This is a genomic window from uncultured Sphingomonas sp., from assembly GCF_913778135.1.
Classification (GTDB): Bacteria; Pseudomonadota; Alphaproteobacteria; order Sphingomonadales; family Sphingomonadaceae; genus Sphingomonas.
Map to the genome: position 1 here is coordinate 40,131 of NZ_CAJYVU010000103.1, position 16,469 is coordinate 56,599.

At 67.1% G+C, this 16,469-nt stretch carries 22 protein-coding genes; 5 read left to right on the forward strand and 17 right to left on the reverse strand.

All coding sequences use genetic code 11. The annotated features are described in order from the left end of the window. Positions 1-77: 77 nt before the first annotated feature. From QZ847_RS09820 to QZ847_RS09830, 3 genes are read right to left on the reverse strand one after another with little or no spacing between them, the layout of a single operon-like run. Positions 78-419: an ogr/Delta-like zinc finger family protein gene (locus tag QZ847_RS09820; RefSeq protein ID WP_294356060.1), complete on the reverse strand. Its 342-nt coding sequence runs from the start codon at positions 417-419 to the stop codon at positions 78-80. Further along, on the reverse strand, positions 416-901 hold the full coding sequence (locus QZ847_RS09825; RefSeq protein ID WP_294356062.1) for a hypothetical protein: 486 nt from the start codon (positions 899-901) through the stop codon (positions 416-418). The genes QZ847_RS09820 and QZ847_RS09825 overlap by 4 nt, the downstream gene beginning before the upstream one ends. After that, complete coding sequence (locus tag QZ847_RS09830; RefSeq protein WP_294356063.1) at positions 898-1,254, reverse strand: hypothetical protein; 357 nt, start codon at positions 1,252-1,254, stop codon at positions 898-900. Before QZ847_RS09830 ends, QZ847_RS09825 begins: the two co-directional genes overlap by 4 nt. Here QZ847_RS09830 and QZ847_RS09835 point away from each other — a divergent pair. The 5 genes from QZ847_RS09835 to QZ847_RS09855 all read left to right on the forward strand — a co-directional run bounded on the left by QZ847_RS09835 (position 1,242) and on the right by QZ847_RS09855 (position 4,205). After that, a complete protein-coding gene (locus QZ847_RS09835) occupies positions 1,242-2,075 on the forward strand; it encodes a S24 family peptidase (RefSeq protein WP_294356065.1) in 834 nt (277 codons plus the stop codon). The genes QZ847_RS09830 and QZ847_RS09835 overlap by 13 nt on opposite strands. After that, positions 2,075-2,368: a hypothetical protein gene (locus tag QZ847_RS09840; protein WP_294356066.1), complete on the forward strand. Its 294-nt coding sequence runs from the start codon at positions 2,075-2,077 to the stop codon at positions 2,366-2,368. Before QZ847_RS09835 ends, QZ847_RS09840 begins: the two co-directional genes overlap by 1 nt. 6 nt (positions 2,369-2,374) lie before the next feature. Then, on the forward strand, positions 2,375-2,806 hold the full coding sequence (locus QZ847_RS09845) for a hypothetical protein (RefSeq protein ID WP_294356150.1): 432 nt from the start codon (positions 2,375-2,377) through the stop codon (positions 2,804-2,806). Between the two features lie 39 nt (positions 2,807-2,845). Further along, on the forward strand, positions 2,846-3,094 hold the full coding sequence (locus QZ847_RS09850) for a hypothetical protein (RefSeq protein WP_294356068.1): 249 nt from the start codon (positions 2,846-2,848) through the stop codon (positions 3,092-3,094). A gap of 235 nt (positions 3,095-3,329) precedes the next feature. Continuing rightward, positions 3,330-4,205, forward strand: a complete 876-nt coding sequence (locus tag QZ847_RS09855; RefSeq protein WP_294356070.1) for a DUF5677 domain-containing protein — start codon at positions 3,330-3,332, stop codon at positions 4,203-4,205. A gap of 10 nt (positions 4,206-4,215) precedes the next feature. Here QZ847_RS09855 and QZ847_RS09860 read toward each other — a convergent pair whose 3' ends face one another. The 14 genes from QZ847_RS09860 to QZ847_RS09925 all read right to left on the reverse strand — a co-directional run bounded on the left by QZ847_RS09860 (position 4,216) and on the right by QZ847_RS09925 (position 16,457). After that, entirely contained in the window at positions 4,216-5,250 is a 1,035-nt protein-coding gene (locus QZ847_RS09860; protein WP_294356072.1) for a contractile injection system protein, VgrG/Pvc8 family, read from the reverse strand. Then, positions 5,247-5,648: a phage tail protein gene (locus QZ847_RS09865; RefSeq protein ID WP_294356074.1), complete on the reverse strand. Its 402-nt coding sequence runs from the start codon at positions 5,646-5,648 to the stop codon at positions 5,247-5,249. Before QZ847_RS09865 ends, QZ847_RS09860 begins: the two co-directional genes overlap by 4 nt. Continuing rightward, a complete protein-coding gene (locus QZ847_RS09870; RefSeq protein ID WP_294356076.1) occupies positions 5,648-8,056 on the reverse strand; it encodes a phage tail tape measure protein in 2,409 nt (802 codons plus the stop codon). Before QZ847_RS09870 ends, QZ847_RS09865 begins: the two co-directional genes overlap by 1 nt. 4 nt (positions 8,057-8,060) lie before the next feature. Then, positions 8,061-8,180, reverse strand: a complete 120-nt coding sequence (locus QZ847_RS09875; protein WP_294356079.1) for a GpE family phage tail protein — start codon at positions 8,178-8,180, stop codon at positions 8,061-8,063. A gap of 8 nt (positions 8,181-8,188) precedes the next feature. Further along, positions 8,189-8,518, reverse strand: coding sequence for a phage tail assembly protein (locus QZ847_RS09880; RefSeq protein WP_294356081.1), 330 nt, complete (start codon positions 8,516-8,518; stop codon positions 8,189-8,191). Between the two features lie 53 nt (positions 8,519-8,571). Then, positions 8,572-9,081, reverse strand: coding sequence for a phage major tail tube protein (locus QZ847_RS09885; protein WP_294356084.1), 510 nt, complete (start codon positions 9,079-9,081; stop codon positions 8,572-8,574). 37 nt (positions 9,082-9,118) lie between these two features. After that, on the reverse strand, positions 9,119-10,285 hold the full coding sequence (locus QZ847_RS09890) for a phage tail sheath subtilisin-like domain-containing protein (RefSeq protein ID WP_294356086.1): 1,167 nt from the start codon (positions 10,283-10,285) through the stop codon (positions 9,119-9,121). 11 nt (positions 10,286-10,296) lie between these two features. Then, positions 10,297-10,653, reverse strand: coding sequence for a GPW/gp25 family protein (locus QZ847_RS09895; RefSeq protein WP_366930189.1), 357 nt, complete (start codon positions 10,651-10,653; stop codon positions 10,297-10,299). Positions 10,654-10,658: 5 nt separating this feature from the next. Beyond that, positions 10,659-11,189, reverse strand: a complete 531-nt coding sequence (locus QZ847_RS09900; RefSeq protein ID WP_294356090.1) for a phage baseplate assembly protein V — start codon at positions 11,187-11,189, stop codon at positions 10,659-10,661. 70 nt (positions 11,190-11,259) lie between these two features. After that, positions 11,260-11,502 carry a hypothetical protein gene (locus tag QZ847_RS09905; RefSeq protein WP_294356092.1) on the reverse strand — a complete coding sequence of 81 codons (243 nt, stop codon included), beginning with the start codon at positions 11,500-11,502 and terminating at the stop codon, positions 11,260-11,262. Positions 11,503-11,509: 7 nt separating this feature from the next. After that, positions 11,510-13,939: a hypothetical protein gene (locus QZ847_RS09910; protein ID WP_294356095.1), complete on the reverse strand. Its 2,430-nt coding sequence runs from the start codon at positions 13,937-13,939 to the stop codon at positions 11,510-11,512. Position 13,940: 1 nt separating this feature from the next. After that, positions 13,941-14,963, reverse strand: a complete 1,023-nt coding sequence (locus QZ847_RS09915; protein WP_294356096.1) for a hypothetical protein — start codon at positions 14,961-14,963, stop codon at positions 13,941-13,943. Beyond that, positions 14,960-15,610, reverse strand: coding sequence for a phage tail protein I (locus QZ847_RS09920; protein WP_294356098.1), 651 nt, complete (start codon positions 15,608-15,610; stop codon positions 14,960-14,962). The genes QZ847_RS09915 and QZ847_RS09920 overlap by 4 nt, the downstream gene beginning before the upstream one ends. Further along, the gene (locus QZ847_RS09925) at positions 15,600-16,457 is read right to left on the reverse strand and encodes a baseplate J/gp47 family protein (protein ID WP_294356100.1); all 858 of its coding nucleotides are present in this window, start codon (positions 16,455-16,457) and stop codon (positions 15,600-15,602) included. Before QZ847_RS09925 ends, QZ847_RS09920 begins: the two co-directional genes overlap by 11 nt. Between the last annotated feature and the right edge of the window lie 12 nt (positions 16,458-16,469).

The following is a 16,469-nucleotide window of genomic DNA, read 5'->3' on the forward strand; positions in this document are numbered from 1 at the left end:
CGGGTGGCGTTCCCGAAAGCGGGTGCTTTCGGGCGGGGAGGGCAGTGTGGAAGCGCGCGGCCGAGGCCGCGGCGAGGTCAGCCGGTCATGGGCGGTTCGGCCGCGGCGACCGCGGCGGGTGGCAGGTCAGTCGCCGGGCCGTCGTTGGCCGGCGTGCGATTGTCGTTGTCGGACCGCTTCGGTGCCCAGGTGCCGACCGGCATGATCGCGGCGGTCGCGGCGGGTGCGGTGAACTCGATGCGGCTCAAGAGGGCGACCTGCCCCTTGAAGCGCGCACCGCAGTCGTTGTTGTCGCACCACAGCAGCAGCTCGCGAACGGTGTCGGTCACCAGCTCGCTTGAGCGGATCAGTAGCTTGCCCCGGCAATCAGGGCAGGTAATCGTGAAGGCGCGGCTGTAAGGCCGCTTCGGCGTCGTCATTGGGCTCCCCCCGGCACCTGCCCCCCGGTGGGCAGGAGTTGGTCCACGACGCGCATGACCTGACCGATGACGCCCCGCGCCTGTCCGATCTCACGATATGCACGTCGAATCTGTTGAAGTGTGGCGCCCGGCTGGGTGAGCGGCAGGATCGCGGCGACCGCATCGGCATGCTCGGTCACCAACTCGCCGAGCAGCGCGAACAGCAGCCGACGGCAGCCCGCGGCCTCGCTCGCCATGTCATCGAGCAATAGCTCGTGCATCTCGTGCATCGGCGCGCCAACACCACCGCGCTCGCGGTAAAAGGCGTCGATCTGTACTGACTGCTCGACGTTTGGAAGGCGAGGGTCAGTGGGGTTCGACCAGCGGGTGACGTAGCTTTCCGACACGCCCAGCTTGCCGGCGAGCGCGGCCTTTCCGCCGACCTGCTCAATGACGCGCAGGATCGCTTTGCCGAAGGTGTCGGGTTCACGCTCGATGGTCATGCGTCACTCGAGTATGAATCAAGCTGCCGATTGGACGCGACGGCGTGCCGCGCTGTGCCGCACGTATGCGGTATGGATTGGTTGTCGGGAGCACGCCCCATGCTCGCAAGCGCGTACGCCGCATCATGAGGAATCGTCTCGAGCGGCCAATTTGCCGACTGGCGGAACCAAGCCGCGAAGCGTTCGAGGTTTGCTACCGTGAAGGTCTTGCCCTCTCGCAACCTGGTGAAAAACGCACCATTGTTGACAACGATCGTCGCGACTCGGGCCAGCGACTTCCCGCCGTGGCGAGACACTTCTACCTCGTACGAGGCTGCGATCGTTCGCAATGCGTTCTCGAATGCTGCGTCCATGCCGCGTTAGTGCGGCATATATTACGCACCTGTCAACGGCTTTTATTACGCTCGCTTGCCGTTCTGCCGTGCTGCATATGTGCCGCACAATGACTGGTGCTCCCGAGATCCTGAAAGAGCGGTTGGCAGCCAAGCTCCTTGAGCTGAACGTCACGGCTCGCGAAATCTCGATGGCGGCTGCCGGGCAGCCCGACGCGGTAAGGCACATCATCAAGCGTGGTGTGATGCCTGGCGCGCTGCGCCTAGACGCTATCGCGACCGAGCTAGGCACCACCGCCGACTGGCTGCTCGGCCGAGAGAATGCGATCGAACGTACGATCAAGCCGGAAGCCGAGGAAGCGGTGAAGCCGGAAACCTTCCGTCGTCTGCCGAAAGATTTACCGATCTACGGTAGCGCGCTTGCTGCCGATCTCGAGTTCGGCGACGAAACGGGGGTGATCGTCCGGGTGGAGCAGACCGAGGTCCACATGGTGGAGCCAATTGATCGCATGGCGCGGCCGATTGGGGTGACCGGGCGCCCGGATCTGTACGTCATCGAGGTGGCGGGTCACTCGATGGAGCCGCGGCACGACTCTGGGCGACGGCTGCTGGTAGATCCGCGCCGATCCCCGGGCGTGGGCGACGACGTGGTGGTCCAGCTACGCGGGCCGACGTTCGACGGCGAGGAAGTGACGCACGTGCTTATCAAGCAGCTGGTGCGGCGCCGGCCGGGCGGGTGGCTGCTGCGCCAGTATAATCCTGATACGATCTTCGCGGTGCCGAACGCCCAGGTGTCGGCCGTGCACCGCGTGATGCCGTGGGATGAGGCGCTGGGTTTCTGATGCTCAAATGGTTGAGGCGTTTCTCTTCGGGTAGCTCAAAGTCTACGGTGGAAACGAAGGAAAGCAAACCGCTCTCTTTCAGCTACCGAGATGCAAACGGCGAGAAAAGCAGTGTTCGTCTGCTGAGTTGGGTCGAAGATGGCGTTTATGTCCACGGCGAAAATATCCAGCTTGGACGACGCATGACTTATCGCCTAGATCGCATCGAACGGTTCAACGATCTCAGCTACCGTCAGTTGAGAGGTTATCGCCCGCCACCAGGATCACCGCTTGATCCGCGACGCCTTCCGTAAGCCGTGCTGTTCGCAATCCTTGCGTCTGCGATCTTCGCCTGCACGCCGACGCGAGTGTGGGATGGCGACGGTCCGATTTGGTGCGCCGAGGGGCCGAGGATCAGACTCGCCGCCATTGCTGCGCGGGAGATCAACGGGACGTGTCGGCGCGGGCAGCCGTGCCCGCGGGCGAGCGGTGTAGCGGCGCGAGATCACCTGGTGCGTGTGCTGGGCGGCGCGCGCGGGCGAACACGCGACGGGCACGTGCTGGTCGCGGGACCAGCACTGCGATGCCGATCGGAGGGGGCAGACAATTACCGCCGTACGGTCGCGTGGTGTCGCACGCCGGCGGGCGTTGATCTCAGCTGCGCGCAGGTGCGAGCCGGAGTCGCGTCGCGATGGGCGCGGTACGGTGGTGCGCAGGTGTGCCGGGCACGAAGCCGGGTTGAGAACGAATAAAGAACAAAGCTATGATCCCGATGAGAATCGGGAGGTAATATGCGGCAGGTAAATCGAGATGAGCTGCGTGATCGATTGGCGTCGGCGCTGCGGAAGATCAGCGCCACTCAGTACAAGGATCTACAGCATCACGAACCGGCGCGGAGGCTGCGTGCGCGGCTGCGGATTGGCGACATGATGGTTGAGGCGGTACGGCACTACGAGATCCTGACGGACGCGCCGCCACCGCCGCCGTTTCGCTATCCTGATCTCGGCGACGCACCTGACGCGCCGATGATCGAAGACTAAGGGACTAAGAGTCATTGATCTGGTACAGGAGTGATTCCGGGGGAGCACGATGACACAGCCTGTCAGCGACATTTGGCGGCTTAGTGAAGCGCAAGAAGAATTTGATCGGCGTATAGTCGATCTGAACTCCTCGGGCAGAGAAGTAAGACCACGCTCCGTAGCTAGGCATGCACAAAGGGTTGCTCGAAAGCTTGGAAGGTCGACTGCTTCTTCACTTCTTAAAACCGCCCCTGACATGCTTAAGCTGCGGCAGAAGCAAGATATAGAATATAAACAACGAAATTTTCAGCGCTGGCGCAAAGCATTCGAACTGATCGATACCCTATGGGTCGCTTGCGAGGAAACCGGTCGGAAATTCAATGAGTACATGCGTCCGCAGGCCGTCGATGATCGCGATCATGTATTTGAAGCATTGACGTATCTAAATTCTAAAGTTCTTCTCGTTTCTGCTGAGATGATTTGCCTGATGAAAGGTGGCTTCGCTGACGGTGCGCTAGCGCGCTGGCGGACGATCTACGAGTTAAACGTGATCGCGGCGCTCTTAGCTCAAGAAGGTGAGATGCTTGCAAGACGGTATCTCGCGCACTCACGAGTTCAGGCCTGGGAAAGGATGAAGCTTGCCGGTGACACTAATGACCTCAACCTTCGAGATCTGAAAATCAAGAATGACGCTGAAGCGGCACTCGCCGTTTTTGGCGAAGATATGACCCATTTTTACGGGTGGGCTCGCGAGATCACACAAAGCAAAAGACCGAATTTCGCCTCCATCGAAGCGTTAGTAGAGCATGAGCACGGGCGTCCGCTCTACAAAGCAGCCTCACAACACATTCATAGCAATCACCGTATGCCAGATGAGCTGTTGGGTATGTCAGAGGCGGTTGCGGAGGGCTTACTTGTTGGACCTAGCAACTCTGGTATGGTGACACCTCTCAGGCTCTGTGCTCATAGCCTCGTGCAATCTGCGTCCACGTTGATGTTTAGATACCCCAACATCGATAGATCGGCGATTGTCCTAGCGTTTGTGCGTCTTGCAAGGAAAATGGATCGTCTAGCGATGAGGATCGAACGACGAACATTGAGTACGGCCGGCAAAGCCACTGGATTGTCTTAAGTGGTTTGGTTCAGGTGACGCTCTCCAACTTCAGCTGCGTCACATACCCCCGCTCACTGATCGCGTCCGTGACCTCGCTGATCAGCCATGTGGTCGCGTCGATCTGCGGCTTGAAGCCGACCGCGGTGAGGCGCTGCTCGGGGTAAAGGTCGGCGCGGCCCAGCGATAGCGTCATGTCGAGCGACACAGGCGCGCGCGCGGTGCGGGTGTGTTCGGCCTTCGCCGCGGCGGTTGCCTCGGCCTCGCTGGCGTGGACACGGCGCAGCTTGCGCGCGCCCTCGTGCTTGCCGCTGGTTACTTCTCTGCGCGTTGCGCTCGCCCGATCGTGCCAGGTGGCGGTGACGCCGGTGGTCTCTTCCTGCTTGTCGATGCGGTAGCTGTGCCGATCACCGTCGCGCCGACGCACGGTTATGCTGGGGAGGGGCTTGCCCGCCGGCGTCACGCCCGCGCCGATTGGTGAGAAGATCAGCCGGTCCTTCTTGAAGGTGGCGACCGCATCGTGCTCGCGCCCGAGGCGGCGCAGGAAAGCGGTGTCGCTCTCGCGGCTCTGCGCCTGCGCGGTGACCGCGATCGATGCCAGGGTGGGCGCGCACACCGCCTTAAGGCCGTGCCGCGCGGCGATCCGCTGCACGATCGCGCCAAGCGTGGTGTCGTGGTGCCCTTCCTCGCGCCGGATGCGCATGGCGCCGGTCATGTCGGCCGAGCTCGCCTCGATCGAGATCACGTCGGGCGGACCTTCGTGCGTCACGCTGTCGACCTTGAACGTGCCCTTGTCGACCAGGCCGGGCGTGACCTCGCTGCCCTGCCGCCAGCCGATGCGCACGGCGAGCAGCTTGCCGGCCGCGGGAATGTCCATGCGCCCGTCGCTGTCATCGATCACGATGGTGAGCTTGTCGGGTTCCTCGCCGCGGCGCTGCGTGATCGCGAGCGAGCTCAGGCGCGGGCGGCGCTTCGCCGGGTCGGCCTGCTCGGTCATGCCCTTCAGCTTGGGCGTGAGGTCGACGCCGTCGAGCGTGACCGAGAAGTCGGGGATGTTGGCGATCATGCCGCGCGACCGATGCCGGTGCCGTCATCGACGCGGAGCAGCTCGAGCGCGAAGTCGATTTGGCGCGGCGTGCCATCTGGCCAGAACGCGCGCCGTTTCTCGTCAACCGTCTGGATGACATAGGAGCCCCAGACCGCGCCGGTGCCGTCGACCAGCGACCAGGCCGCGCCGGTTTCGCCCATCGCGCGAAGCTGCGCGATCGACGCCTCGCCTTCGCCCAGCTCGGTAAAGGCGCTGCCGCCGATCGACACCGTCTCATCACCGATGCCGGCGAACTGCGTCGCGTCGCGCGCGCCGACGCGCTGGCTCGATGCGTGGCGATAGGACGCCTTGCGCGACAGGTCATCGAACGCGAGCGTCGGGATGGAGAATACGAAGAGTCCGAGCGCCATCAGCATCAGGTATCTCCGTAATCGGCGCGGTCGCCGTAGCCGTTCGATCGACCGGCATTGACAAGCCGATCGTGGACGCGGTCCGCGAGATCGGTGCCGCTCTCGCCCGGTTGCTGCACGACGGTGATGGTGACGGTGCCGATCGTCATACCTGGCGGCGCGGGCGCCGTGGCGCGTCCACGCGAGCCTGCGCCGGCTGCGCGAGGTCCGGTTTCTGTGAAGCCGGGCAAAGCGCTGCCGACCACCATCTGCTGTTCCATGTCGCGGGTCAGGGTGTCGAGGTGCCGCATCGGTTCGGCCGCACCGACCTGTATGCCGTTGGCGAGACCAGTCATCATGAAGCCGCCCAGACCCGCGAAGACGCGGGACGGGGAATGAATGCCCAGCGCGCTCTTGAACGCGCCGATCGCGCTGAACGCCAGCGACTTGACCCGGCGCACGAGCGTCATCGGATTGAGCATGGATAAGAGACCGTTCATGAGCTGGCTGCCCACCCACGGCGCCCAGCGCGTGATGAAGCTGCCGGCCGCGGCGAAGCCCTGCTGGAGCCCGCCCCAGAAACTGAACCACGCCGCCTTCATCGCGGGCCAGATCGTGCCCCAATTGGCATACAGCGCGTAGCTGGCGGCGGTGAGCGCGATCAGCCCTAGGATCACACCGGCGGTGATGCCGACGAGGGGCAGAACCGCGATGCCGAGAGCGCCGGCCGCGAAGGATAGTGCAGCAAACGGCGCGACCAGGCCGGCGATCACGATCGCGCCGCCACCGAGTACCACGAACAGTGCGGCGAGCGTCGCGGCACCGACCATCACCGCCTTCGTCAACAACGGGTGACGCTGCGCCGCGCCGCTGATCCACTCGGCGAACGCCATCACCTTTGCCTTGCCAGCGTCGATTGTCGGCATGAGCTGGCTGCCCAGCGACACTTTCAACGCCATAGCGCGGATCTGGAGCGCTTTGGTCCGCTCGGCGGAATCGCGCATGCGCTCGGCAAAGTCGCGATCCGTCGCGCCAGCGCCGCCCATCGCCTCGGCGCGGATCCGGCGGAACTCCTGCATGTTCTGGATCATCGGGCGCAATCCCTGCTGCACCTGTGCGTCCTCGAACAGGTAACCCAGCTTCGAAAGATCGCCCTTCAGCGTCTTGTTGGTCAGCTCGGCAATCGCCTCGAGCGGGGTCTTGCCCTCGGCGTAGGCCTTCTTCAGCGCGGCGGGCAGATCCACGCCCATCTTCTCGAACGCCTTGTTCGTCGCCGGCGATGCGATCTTCTGCAGGATGTTGGACAGGTTGGTTCCTGCGGTCGCGGAATCGCCCGCGCCCTTCCGAACGATCTGCAATCCCGCGGCGAGGTCGGCAACCGATGCGGCGCCGGTCTGACCGAGACCCTGATAGGCGGCAGTCAGCGCCGGAAAATACTGCGCCATGTCCTTGATCTCGAACGCGCCGGCTTTGCCGGCAGTCGCCATGATGTCGATGATACGGCCGGTTTCCTTCACCGGCACCTTGAGGTTGTCGGTGGCGGCGAACGACGCCGCCGAGAGGTCGGCAATCTCGGCCTTGTAGGCGGTGGCGGCGCGGCCGATCGGCGTCATCATGGCGACCGCGTCGGGCACCTTCGCACCGAGCCCCGCCAGCGTGTCGACGCCCGCCTGCAGGTCGGCCGGCATCTGGTTGGCAGCCTGTGCGGCTTTCAGCAGATTAACGCCCAGCGCGGCGCTAGCCTGCCTCGACAGGTCGGCCTTCTGCCCGATTTCGGTCATGGTCGATTCGAACTGCTCGGCAGCGGAAACGGCCGCGACGATCGGCGCCCCCATTGCAGCTCCGGTGCCAATCGCTGCAGCGCCGCTCGCCGCCATGCCGGTCGCAATACCCTGCGTTCGCGTGAACCCCTCGCGCGCGGCGCCGAAACGACGTGCACGTTCGGTTGCCTGGTGCAGCCGACGTTCCTGCTCGGCGATCTCGCGGTTGGTGGCGTCTACATCACGGCGCAGCTCGCGCTCGTGCCGAGCCAAATCGGTGGTGGCGATCCCGGCCGCACGCAGCCGGTCGCGGAGCTGCTGCAGCTCCTGCGTCTCGCGGGTGTGCTGTTGCTCGAGCTTCTGCGCCTCGGTGCGGGCCCGAGCGAAATCGCGCGCCATCGCCTTTGTCGGTGCGCTCGTCTCGCTCATCGCGCGGGCGAGGGTCGCCACCTTCGACTGCGCGCGGGTCAGATCCTGCTCGGTGGAGCGCAGCCCGGTCTTGAGCTGGCGAAAGCCGGCAACGTCGGCCTGCGCGCGCTCGATCTCCTTCAGCCGGTCACGCGTCGCCTTCAATCCCTGCGCGGCCTTGCCCGACGCGCCGGCGATGTCGCGCAGCGGTCGGGTCGCCTTATCGCCTGCCTCGAGCAGCATGCGGATGCGGAGGTTGCGGTCCACGTGGTCAGTCCTTCGGCGGGTTGTGGCGACGGGCAGCCTGGTCGCGCCACATCATCAGGTCGGCGACCGACATTTCGTCCATCACCGCGGGGCTCCAGTGGAACACGAAGGCGATGTCGCCCATCGCATCCTCTACGTGGCGGGGAAGAGCTGCTCCTTCGCCCGCTTCGGCAGCAAAAAATCGACCAGCTCCCCGCCGATCTGCGACACGTCGGCCGGATCGATCTCCATCGTCGCGGGCAGAAGCACTGGCGTGGTGATGCGTGGCATGACCAGCGCGATCTGGTCGTAGTCCATACGGATGATGCCACCGAGATTGGTGCCGCGCAGCGCGCCGCCCATCGGCTTCTTCACGACGATGCTGGTGCCGGCCGGGATCACGACCACACCGTTCTGGGTAACGTCGAAGTCGAGCGTGATCGTCGCAGTGTTGGGGGCAGGTGCGGGAGCGTCTTCGCTCATGTCGGTATCCTAGCAAGAGAGAGGGGGGTCGGCGCGGACCTGCGCCGACCAGGTCAGAGGCCGAGGACCGCGCGGTGCGCCGCCATGAGGTCGACCCCGCCAACGATCTCGACCATGCCGATCACGTCGATCTCGATCAGCACGTCGCTGTCGAGCGACAGCTTGTAGTAGCTGAGCTGGCTCTTGACCTTGAACTCGCTCGAATCGCCGGGCTTCCACTCGCCCATGTCGATTTCGTCGTGCCGGCCGCGGGTCACGATCTCGACCTGCGAGACGAGGCCGCTCTCGTCGTCCTGGAACGAACCGACGAAGCGCTGCTGCACCCCGCCGATGCTCATCATGCCATGCTGCAGCAGCACGCCGCGCATGAAGCCGGCGTAGGTTGCCTCAAGCTCCAACGCCTCGCCGCCCATGTCGATCTTCACCGGGCGATTCATCCCGCCCGCGCGGTGCTCCTCGAACTTGCGGGTCAGCTTGGGCGGGGTGATCGAGACGGTATCGCCGACGTAGGCGTCGCCGTCGTTGAACATCATCATCTGCTTCAGTTTGCGCGTGAACGCCATGTCAGGTCTCCGGTGGCGGGAAGGGGCGGGGTGGCGATCAGGCGTTCGCGACCTGCGTCGCGAAGTCGGCGAGGTACTCGTCGGTGATCTGCTGCTCGAGGCCGAGCTGCTCGAGCGGGGGCACCGGCGTGTAGCGGTAGCTGATCTTCAGCCGGCCGATCTTGAGCTGATCAGCCGGGTTGCCGGCCGGATCGAACCAGCACTCGCCCCCGAGCAGCTGACCGGCGCGCTTCATCAAGCGCAGCTTCTCGTTGATGCGCTCCACGATGTCGCGCGCGAGGCTGGGCGTCAGCGGCTTGTCGATTGCCCAGGTCATCCCTTCCGCGATCGTGTCGGCGAGCACCTGCGCGGTGCGCGTCGCGCTCTCGAACAGGAAGTTCTCGTCGGCCCCGCAGGTGTGGTTGCCCCAGAAGCGTAGCTCGCCGTTGATCCGCACCAGCGTGGTGATGTCGGCCGCGTTCAGGATGTTGGCGTCGGTGTCCTCGTCCTGGATGTCGAACTGGACCGGCACGGTCAGCCCGGTGACGCCCTGCAGCGCGACGTTCGAGAGCGTCTTGTGAAAGCCCTGCACCTGGTCGATCAGCGCACGCAGGCCGAGCGCGTGCGCGACCGCGGGGCTCGGCTTCGACGCGCCAAGCACGCCGTCGGCGACGGTTACGTCGGGATAGATCAGCATCAGCTCGCGCTGATTGAAGTTGGCGCGGTAGGCGGCGAGCGCGGCGGTGTCGGCGCCGATCGCGCGGGCGTAGGCCATGCCGCGCAGCTTCTTCGCCACGAGCGCGAGCTGCGCGGCGACGGGCTGGGTGTCGAGGCCGGGTGCGCCGATGATGCGCGGCTTGACGCCGACCACCGCGTCGGCCGCGAGCAGCGCCTGCAGGCCGGTGCGCCCCTCAAGCGTGTCCTCGCCGATCACCGCGAGGTTGGTGGCGGTCACATCGGCGCCGGGCGCGACGCGCACGACGATGACGGGCGCGCGGACCTGCTCACCGATCGCCTCGAGCGCGCTCTGCAGCGTGCCGCCTGCACCCGCGTCGATGATGGCGGTGCCGATGTCGGTGACCAGGACAGGCGTGTCGATCGGGAAGGCGTCGGCCTTTGCATCGGGCGCGGTCGCGACCAGGCCGATGACGGCGGTGGCGATGGTACGCAGCGCGCGGCTGGTGTCGCCGGTTTCGATAACCGCAATGCCGTGACGGAAAGACATGGGCAGATCCTTCAGGAAAGCGCGCTGAGCGCGCGGATGGGGACGGAGAGGTCGAGCGGGGCGGCGCCGGCGGGGGCATCGGTGCGGAAGCCGGTCAGGCGCAGGACGAAGGCGCCTGGTGCGGCACCGCGCTCGAGCGCGACACGGCGCAGCGACACGCGACCTTCCTGCCGCATGATCGCCTGCGCGGTCGCGGCGTAGACCAGCAGCACGGTGCGCGGGTTCATCGGCTGGTCGAGTAGCTCGGGCAGGTCGGAGCCATACTCGCGGCGCGCGATGCGGTGCCCGAGCGGGGTCGAGAGGATGTCGCCGATCGATTGCGCGAGGTGGTCGGCGCCGGCGAGCGGCTTGCCAGTGTGGCGGTCCATCCCGTTCACTGCGGCTTCCCCGACACGCCTTGCCCCGGCTGGACGGCGAGGTGGACGTGATCGCGCAGGCTCTTTCCCGCGCCAACCACGTCGCCGGTCGCCTCGACGGTGCCGGTGACGTGGAGATTGCCCCGCAGGTAGATGTCGTCGGCTTCTACCTGGACGAAGGAACCGGCGGGCAGGCGCGCGATCAGGAAGTGCCCGTCGGGATCGTAGGTGATCTCGGCGCCGTCATCGAACGCGATCACCGCGCTGCTATCATCGGCCGGGTGCGGGTGCTGGTCCGACGAAAGGCTGCCGATGATGATCGCGGCGCTGGTGCGACCCTCGGGCGAGATCACGACCACTTGCTCGCCGACCGAGGGTGCGGCGTAGATTCGCATCTTGCCGGCGCGCGCCGCCAGCCAGGGAATGTCGCCGGTGACGAGGTCGCCGAAGCGCACCCGCGCGGTGCCGGCGCGGAGATCCACCGATTCCACCACGCCCTCGCGCGCGAGATCGCCCAGGAGGCGCAGGGTGTCGGCACCGATGTTCATCACCGGCGACCATGCGCGGACGTTCCGCGAGCGCGAGGGGCGCGGCCTGTGGAAAGGGCTTTCTACAGGGTCAGGACGAGGCGAGCGGCGCCTGTGCGTCCTGCCACGCGTCGCTCGCGCGCTGTGCCTGCACGGCGATGTCGCTCGCGAGATCCGCGCGCGCGCCGGCCGGCAGCGAGATGCCGCAGCGATACAGCCCCTTGCGCCACGGCAGGACGAGGATGGCGCAGCCCTCGGCGACGAAGCCGGTGAGTGCGTCGGCGATGGCGAGGCAGCAATCCTCGTGCGCGGTGAAGACCAGGCGGTCGGTCATGACTTCCTCACAGCCAGCCCAGCACCTGGGCGATGTTGATGACATTGGCGGTCCAGCCGTAATCGGGTGCGCCCTTGCCCTGGCCGCGCATGCTGAAGCGCTCCCACAGGCGCCCGGTCGCGACGAACTCGCGGTAGACGCGGTCGATCACCTGCCGCCCGATCAGCTCGGCCTCGGCGCGCATGCCGTAGCGCAGCAGCCCGAGGATGGTCAGGAACTCGAGGTTCACCCAGTGGTCGCCCTTCCAATAGTCGCTGGTGGCAGGCGAGTTTCCGCCGTCGTGCACGTCGCTGTCGACCTCGGTTGCGCGTGCATCGTCGGTCAGGCGGGGCTGCGCGATGAGGCCGAGGCCGGTCGCGTAGACGAAGCCGCGCACGTGGAAGGTGAGCGTCACCGATGAGGTGGCGAGGTCGGCGGTGGCGTTGCTGCGCTGTAGCAGGCGCGCGTAGAAGGGCCGCGCCGATGTGGTCAGCGGGTCGAGCGTGGTGGTGACGAACGCGCCGTCCACGCCCGCCGGCATCGGCAGCTCGGTGTTCACGACGAAGGCGTTGGCGGGATAGTCGCCGAGCAGGAGCTGATAGCCCTGCGACGCCGCGGCGCGGGGATGGCGAACGTCGATGCTGAGCGGGCGGTAGCGCTGTGCGGTTTCCCACTCGGGCACGATGGCGGCGAGCGGGCGTACGGGATCGGACGCCATGCCGCGCGCGTAGATCGTCAGCACGGTGCGGTCGCCGCTGGTGTAATCGTGACGCCAGCCGCGCGCGGTGATCGTGGTCGCACCCGACGCGTCGGGTGCATGCCAGAAGAGGTGACGCGCCTTCAGCCGCGAGGTGCGACCGCTGCCGAGCCGGCCGTAGTCGGTGCCGAGATAGGCGGTGAATTTGTCGGGCACGTCGCCGTCGAAGCGGTAGAGCAGGTTTTCGTCTACCATGCGGCGTGCCTGCGCCTGGGTGACCGAGCCGGCGAACAGCGGAAAGGCGAAGTGGGTGAGCTTGTGGCACCATTGCAGCCCGCGGTGGAAGACGCTGGTGCCGGCCGCGAAGGCGGTGTCGATGCCGCGCATGAAGCGGAGCACCGTCTCGGTACCGACCAGGTCGGCCGCGAGCTGCACCGTGGTGTCGCCGAGCACGAGCTTGTCGCCGGCGATGGCGGCGAAGCCGATCGGCTCGGCGAGCGTCAGCGAGGTAGCACCGAGCGCGACCGGCGCCGCGAGCGTGCCGACGCTGCGCGCGAGGTCGGATCGCACGATCATCGCCAGCCTGCCGTATTGATCATCCCACAGGTAGCGGGCGATGCGACCGTTGATGCCGTCGCGGGTGCCCGCCCAGGCGTCGCGCTGGTCGGCGAGGCCGAGCGCGTCGGCGAGCTTCGCCATATAGCCGGCCTCGCTGGCGAGTGCTGCATTCAGCTCGGGGCAGACGTGGTCGGCAAGCATGCCGTCGACGCCGGCAAACTGCGCATCGAAGAAGCCGATGTTGGCATCCTCGCCGGTCTCGTAGCGCAGATCCTGCGCGACCAGGCCGGGGCTGGGCGAGCCGGGGCGGCTCGAGCCGTAGAGGAACAGCCCGGAGGCATCCATGCGCGCGGCCTTCCACCAGGCGAACTCGCGGACGAGGTAATCGTACATGGTTCGGGCGAAGACGAGGTCGCCGGTGGCGTTGAAGCACTCCCACGTCGCCCAGGCGCGCACCGGCACCTGGCTGTAGTTGGTGTTGAGCCCGGGCCCGATCGTGCACGGCGTCATGCCATTGTCGAGCTGCGCGGCCGGCAAGTTGAGCAGCCAGCGCTGCGCCTCTTCGGCGCGGCCGAGCGCCACCGCGGCAACCGCCTCGAACGGCGTGTCCCACGCCCATTGCCCGGTCTCGGTATAGCCGTCGCCCGGTCCGATGCGATCGTAGGGCGTGAAGCGGTCGGCCGGGCGCACGTTGACGGTGAGCACGCGGTCGGCTTCGCGGCGCAGCCGCTCGAGCGCCTGTGACAGGATAGGGTCGGACAGCACGCGACCATCCGGCAGCACCAGCGCATCGCGCACGGTCCTGCCCGGCGACAGGCCGATGAGGTCGGCACCCTTCGCCGGATCGGCGAGGTCGGCCGCGCCGATCATGACGCCGGCGAAGCTGAGCGCACCACCCGCCGCGCGGTAGAGCGTGCGCGCACCGTCGCGGCTCTCATCGGCGAGGATCATGACGGCGCCGTCGTCTGGCTGCGCGGCAACGGCGTCCGCCTTCGTCGCGTAGACGCGCCCGGCGGTGATCGCGAGGTCGGCCGCGACCTGCGACACATCGGCCGATGCCGCGGCGCGGGTCAGCTCGTCGCCGAGTGCTGCTGCAACGAGTGGGCGCATCGACACGCGCGCGGCGCGCTCGCCGCTCATCACCACCACGGTTTCGGTGCCGGTCGGCTGGGCAACCTCGGGAAGCGCGGAGATCTTGGGCATGTCAGCGGCCTTTCGAGTGCCAGTAGAAGGTGACCGGCGCTGCCTCGGTGTTCGTGACGGAGAAGCCGATGAAGGGCGGGCCGATCAGCTCGCGGATGAAGACCTTGGCAGGCGCCGCGCCAGCGAAGATCGGCTGCCCGACCGGCACGAGGTATTCGTCCGACCCGAGCGGCAGTTCGATGCCGACCGTTGCGCCGGCCGGGATCTCGGCAACGCCCCAGCATTCCTTCACCCCGTCCGACCACAGCCGGTAGCGACCCTCGGGCGCCTCAACGGAATCAACGATGCGCAGGAATTCCTCATTGCCGAGCTGGTTGATACGCTCGAGCACCGATGCGGCAGTGTAGCCCTCGGCGGTGACGAAGAAGTCGTTGTTCTGCGTCGCGGCGGTGCCGAGTTCGAGCTGGCCGCGCCCCTCGGCCGGCGTTGCCATAGCAATCAGCCCGCGTGCCCAATCAGTCGGGCCGGTGCCGAGCCGGGCATTCAGCGCCGCGCGGATCGCCGCCCACATCGCGGCGACCGGCGCGATGCGGCGCGCGTCGGTGCCCGCGACCGCCTCGGCCTCGGTTGCCAGCTCGACCACGCCGGGGGTGTCGGTGGTCGCGGGCGGGTTGAGGAAGTCGGTGTCGCCGAAGATCAGGTTGGCGACGCTGCCGGTCGGGAAGGCGATGTCGAGTGCCAGGTGCAGCGTAGTCGCGACCGCCTTCTCGGCGATGCGCTCGGCCTGCCCGTAGAGCGCGAACAGCGTGCCGTCAGCGAGGAACAGCCCGAGCCCGCGCACGCCGTAGCCGACCGCGGCTTCGTCGCGCACGACCATGTGCACGATGCCGTCGCCGACCGGCTTGCCCGAGATCGTCTCGATGCGGCGAAAGGCACCGGGCAGCGCGTCGAGCGTCGGCGCGGCGATGAAGGCGGTGTCGGTCAGCTGTACGTGCGTGACCGCGAGGTCGATGTCGTCGCCGAGCTGCGCGGCGGTGAAGCGGGCGAGCCCGGCGTTGGTGACGAGCAGCGGTAGCGCGCTCATGCGGCGATCTCCAGAAAGGCGCCGCGATCGTCGGTGATCGGCTCGCCGTCCTGCGTCTGCAGGAACGACGACCAGTCACGATTGCGGTCGATGGTGTAGGTGGTGTCGAGGCGGGCGGCGACCGCGGTACGCAGCGCGCCCTGCACGCCGATCAGCCCCGCGATCTCGATCAGCTGGACGAGCCGCATCTGCTCGCGCAGCGGCTTGGTGCGCGCAACCTCGCGGATGATCGCCTCGGCAAAGGCGGCGGTTGCGCGCCGTCCGCCGGGTGCGGTGCCATCTTCGAGCACCATCGGCAGCTCGACCTCGAAGGTGTGCGGCGCGGCGCGCGGCGAGGCTTCGTGCCACTCGATCACGCGGGCGAGGCGGTCGAAGCGCGCGAGCACGGTCTCGACCGACAGGCGCGTGCCCTTGATGCGGTGGAAGGCGATGGAGCCGGCGACCGCGGCGCGCTTGTCGGCTTCCGACCAGTCGGTGTCCCAGGTGTCGACCGACAGCCCCCAGGCGAGCCACGGCAGCAGCTCGGACGGGCAGGCGAGCGGATCATCGATGACGCTGGCGGGCGTGTCGATGTCGATCGCGCGCACGCCGCGCTCGAGCGCGCGTTCGAGCCACGTCGAATTGGGCGGCAGCAGGCTAGTCGTCATAGCCGGCATGGGTCACGGTGACGCCGGTGCAGAGCGCCGCCTGCGTGGCGTCGCAGATGATGCTGGCGAGCGGCGCTGCCAGCTCGACACGCTGTACGCCCTCGACGGTGAGCGCAGCGTAGAGGCCGGAGAGCGTGATGTCGCGACCGAGGCGGCGCGAGGCGGCGATGTACGCATCGAGCTTCGCGCGCGCGGAGGCGAGCACGAGCGCGGCGTCGGGGCCGGCGAAGGTCCACAGCCGCGCGGTGACGACGAACGGCACCAGCGCGGCCGACGCAACCGTGACCAGGTCGCCGAGCGGGCGCACCGACTTGTCGGTGACGATTTTACGCACGGTGCCGAGCAATGCGTTGGACGCGGTGCCGTCGCCCTCGGCCGAGAGCAGCGTCATAAGCACCTCGCCGGGCGCCGGACTGGTGGCGCTGGCGTCGAGCACGAGGGCGGACGCGTCAAGTGCGCGCTTCACATACGCCAGCTCAGGACCGGCCGCGGCGAAGCCCTCGGGTGCGAGCACGATACGCGCGCGCAGCGCGTCGTCGCTCTCGCCGGCGAGCCGGGCGACACCGATCGCGGCGCCGATGTGATCGAGGGTCGAGCCGGTGGCGTATGCGACGAGCCGCTGCTGCAGTCGGTCGTTGAAGTCGGCGCGCAGCATCATCTGCTCGTAGGCCGCGATTTGCAGCACCTTGACCGCCGGGTCGCTGTCGACGGTGGCATCGAAGCTCGGCAGCTCGGCCTGCACGCGTGCGATCAGTCGGGCGAGGATCGTCTCATAGTCGAGCTGCTCCACGATCGGCGGGGGAGCAAGGCGCGACAGGTCGACAGAGCTGGAGGCGGGCGCGGGCATGGCGCGGCCATG

What these genes read in the sequence shown, in the direction of transcription:
- QZ847_RS09910 (WP_294356095.1), bottom strand. Translation starts at nt 13,939, where the DNA reads ATGCCCAAGATCTCCGCGCTTCCCGAGGTTGCCCAGCCGACCGGCACC.
- QZ847_RS09880 (WP_294356081.1), bottom strand. Translation starts at nt 8,518, where the DNA reads ATGAGCGAAGACGCTCCCGCACCTGCCCCCAACACTGCGACGATCACG.
- QZ847_RS09920 (WP_294356098.1), bottom strand. Translation starts at nt 15,610, where the DNA reads ATGACGACTAGCCTGCTGCCGCCCAATTCGACGTGGCTCGAACGCGCG.
- QZ847_RS09885 (WP_294356084.1), bottom strand. Translation starts at nt 9,081, where the DNA reads ATGGCGTTCACGCGCAAACTGAAGCAGATGATGATGTTCAACGACGGC.
- QZ847_RS09825 (WP_294356062.1), bottom strand. Translation starts at nt 901, where the DNA reads ATGACCATCGAGCGTGAACCCGACACCTTCGGCAAAGCGATCCTGCGC.
- QZ847_RS09830 (WP_294356063.1), bottom strand. Translation starts at nt 1,254, where the DNA reads ATGGACGCAGCATTCGAGAACGCATTGCGAACGATCGCAGCCTCGTAC.
- QZ847_RS09835 (WP_294356065.1), top strand. Translation starts at nt 1,242, where the DNA reads ATGCTGCGTCCATGCCGCGTTAGTGCGGCATATATTACGCACCTGTCA.
- QZ847_RS09890 (WP_294356086.1), bottom strand. Translation starts at nt 10,285, where the DNA reads ATGTCTTTCCGTCACGGCATTGCGGTTATCGAAACCGGCGACACCAGC.
- QZ847_RS09905 (WP_294356092.1), bottom strand. Translation starts at nt 11,502, where the DNA reads ATGACCGACCGCCTGGTCTTCACCGCGCACGAGGATTGCTGCCTCGCC.
- QZ847_RS09915 (WP_294356096.1), bottom strand. Translation starts at nt 14,963, where the DNA reads ATGAGCGCGCTACCGCTGCTCGTCACCAACGCCGGGCTCGCCCGCTTC.
- QZ847_RS09875 (WP_294356079.1), bottom strand. Translation starts at nt 8,180, where the DNA reads ATGGGCGACATCGCCTTCGTGTTCCACTGGAGCCCCGCGGTGATGGAC.
- QZ847_RS09925 (WP_294356100.1), bottom strand. Translation starts at nt 16,457, where the DNA reads ATGCCCGCGCCCGCCTCCAGCTCTGTCGACCTGTCGCGCCTTGCTCCC.
- QZ847_RS09855 (WP_294356070.1), top strand. Translation starts at nt 3,330, where the DNA reads ATGCTTAAGCTGCGGCAGAAGCAAGATATAGAATATAAACAACGAAAT.
- QZ847_RS09860 (WP_294356072.1), bottom strand. Translation starts at nt 5,250, where the DNA reads ATGATCGCCAACATCCCCGACTTCTCGGTCACGCTCGACGGCGTCGAC.
- QZ847_RS09820 (WP_294356060.1), bottom strand. Translation starts at nt 419, where the DNA reads ATGACGACGCCGAAGCGGCCTTACAGCCGCGCCTTCACGATTACCTGC.
- QZ847_RS09850 (WP_294356068.1), top strand. Translation starts at nt 2,846, where the DNA reads ATGCGGCAGGTAAATCGAGATGAGCTGCGTGATCGATTGGCGTCGGCG.
- QZ847_RS09895 (WP_366930189.1), bottom strand. Translation starts at nt 10,653, where the DNA reads ATGGACCGCCACACTGGCAAGCCGCTCGCCGGCGCCGACCACCTCGCG.
- QZ847_RS09900 (WP_294356090.1), bottom strand. Translation starts at nt 11,189, where the DNA reads ATGAACATCGGTGCCGACACCCTGCGCCTCCTGGGCGATCTCGCGCGC.
- QZ847_RS09865 (WP_294356074.1), bottom strand. Translation starts at nt 5,648, where the DNA reads ATGCTGATGGCGCTCGGACTCTTCGTATTCTCCATCCCGACGCTCGCG.
- QZ847_RS09840 (WP_294356066.1), top strand. Translation starts at nt 2,075, where the DNA reads ATGCTCAAATGGTTGAGGCGTTTCTCTTCGGGTAGCTCAAAGTCTACG.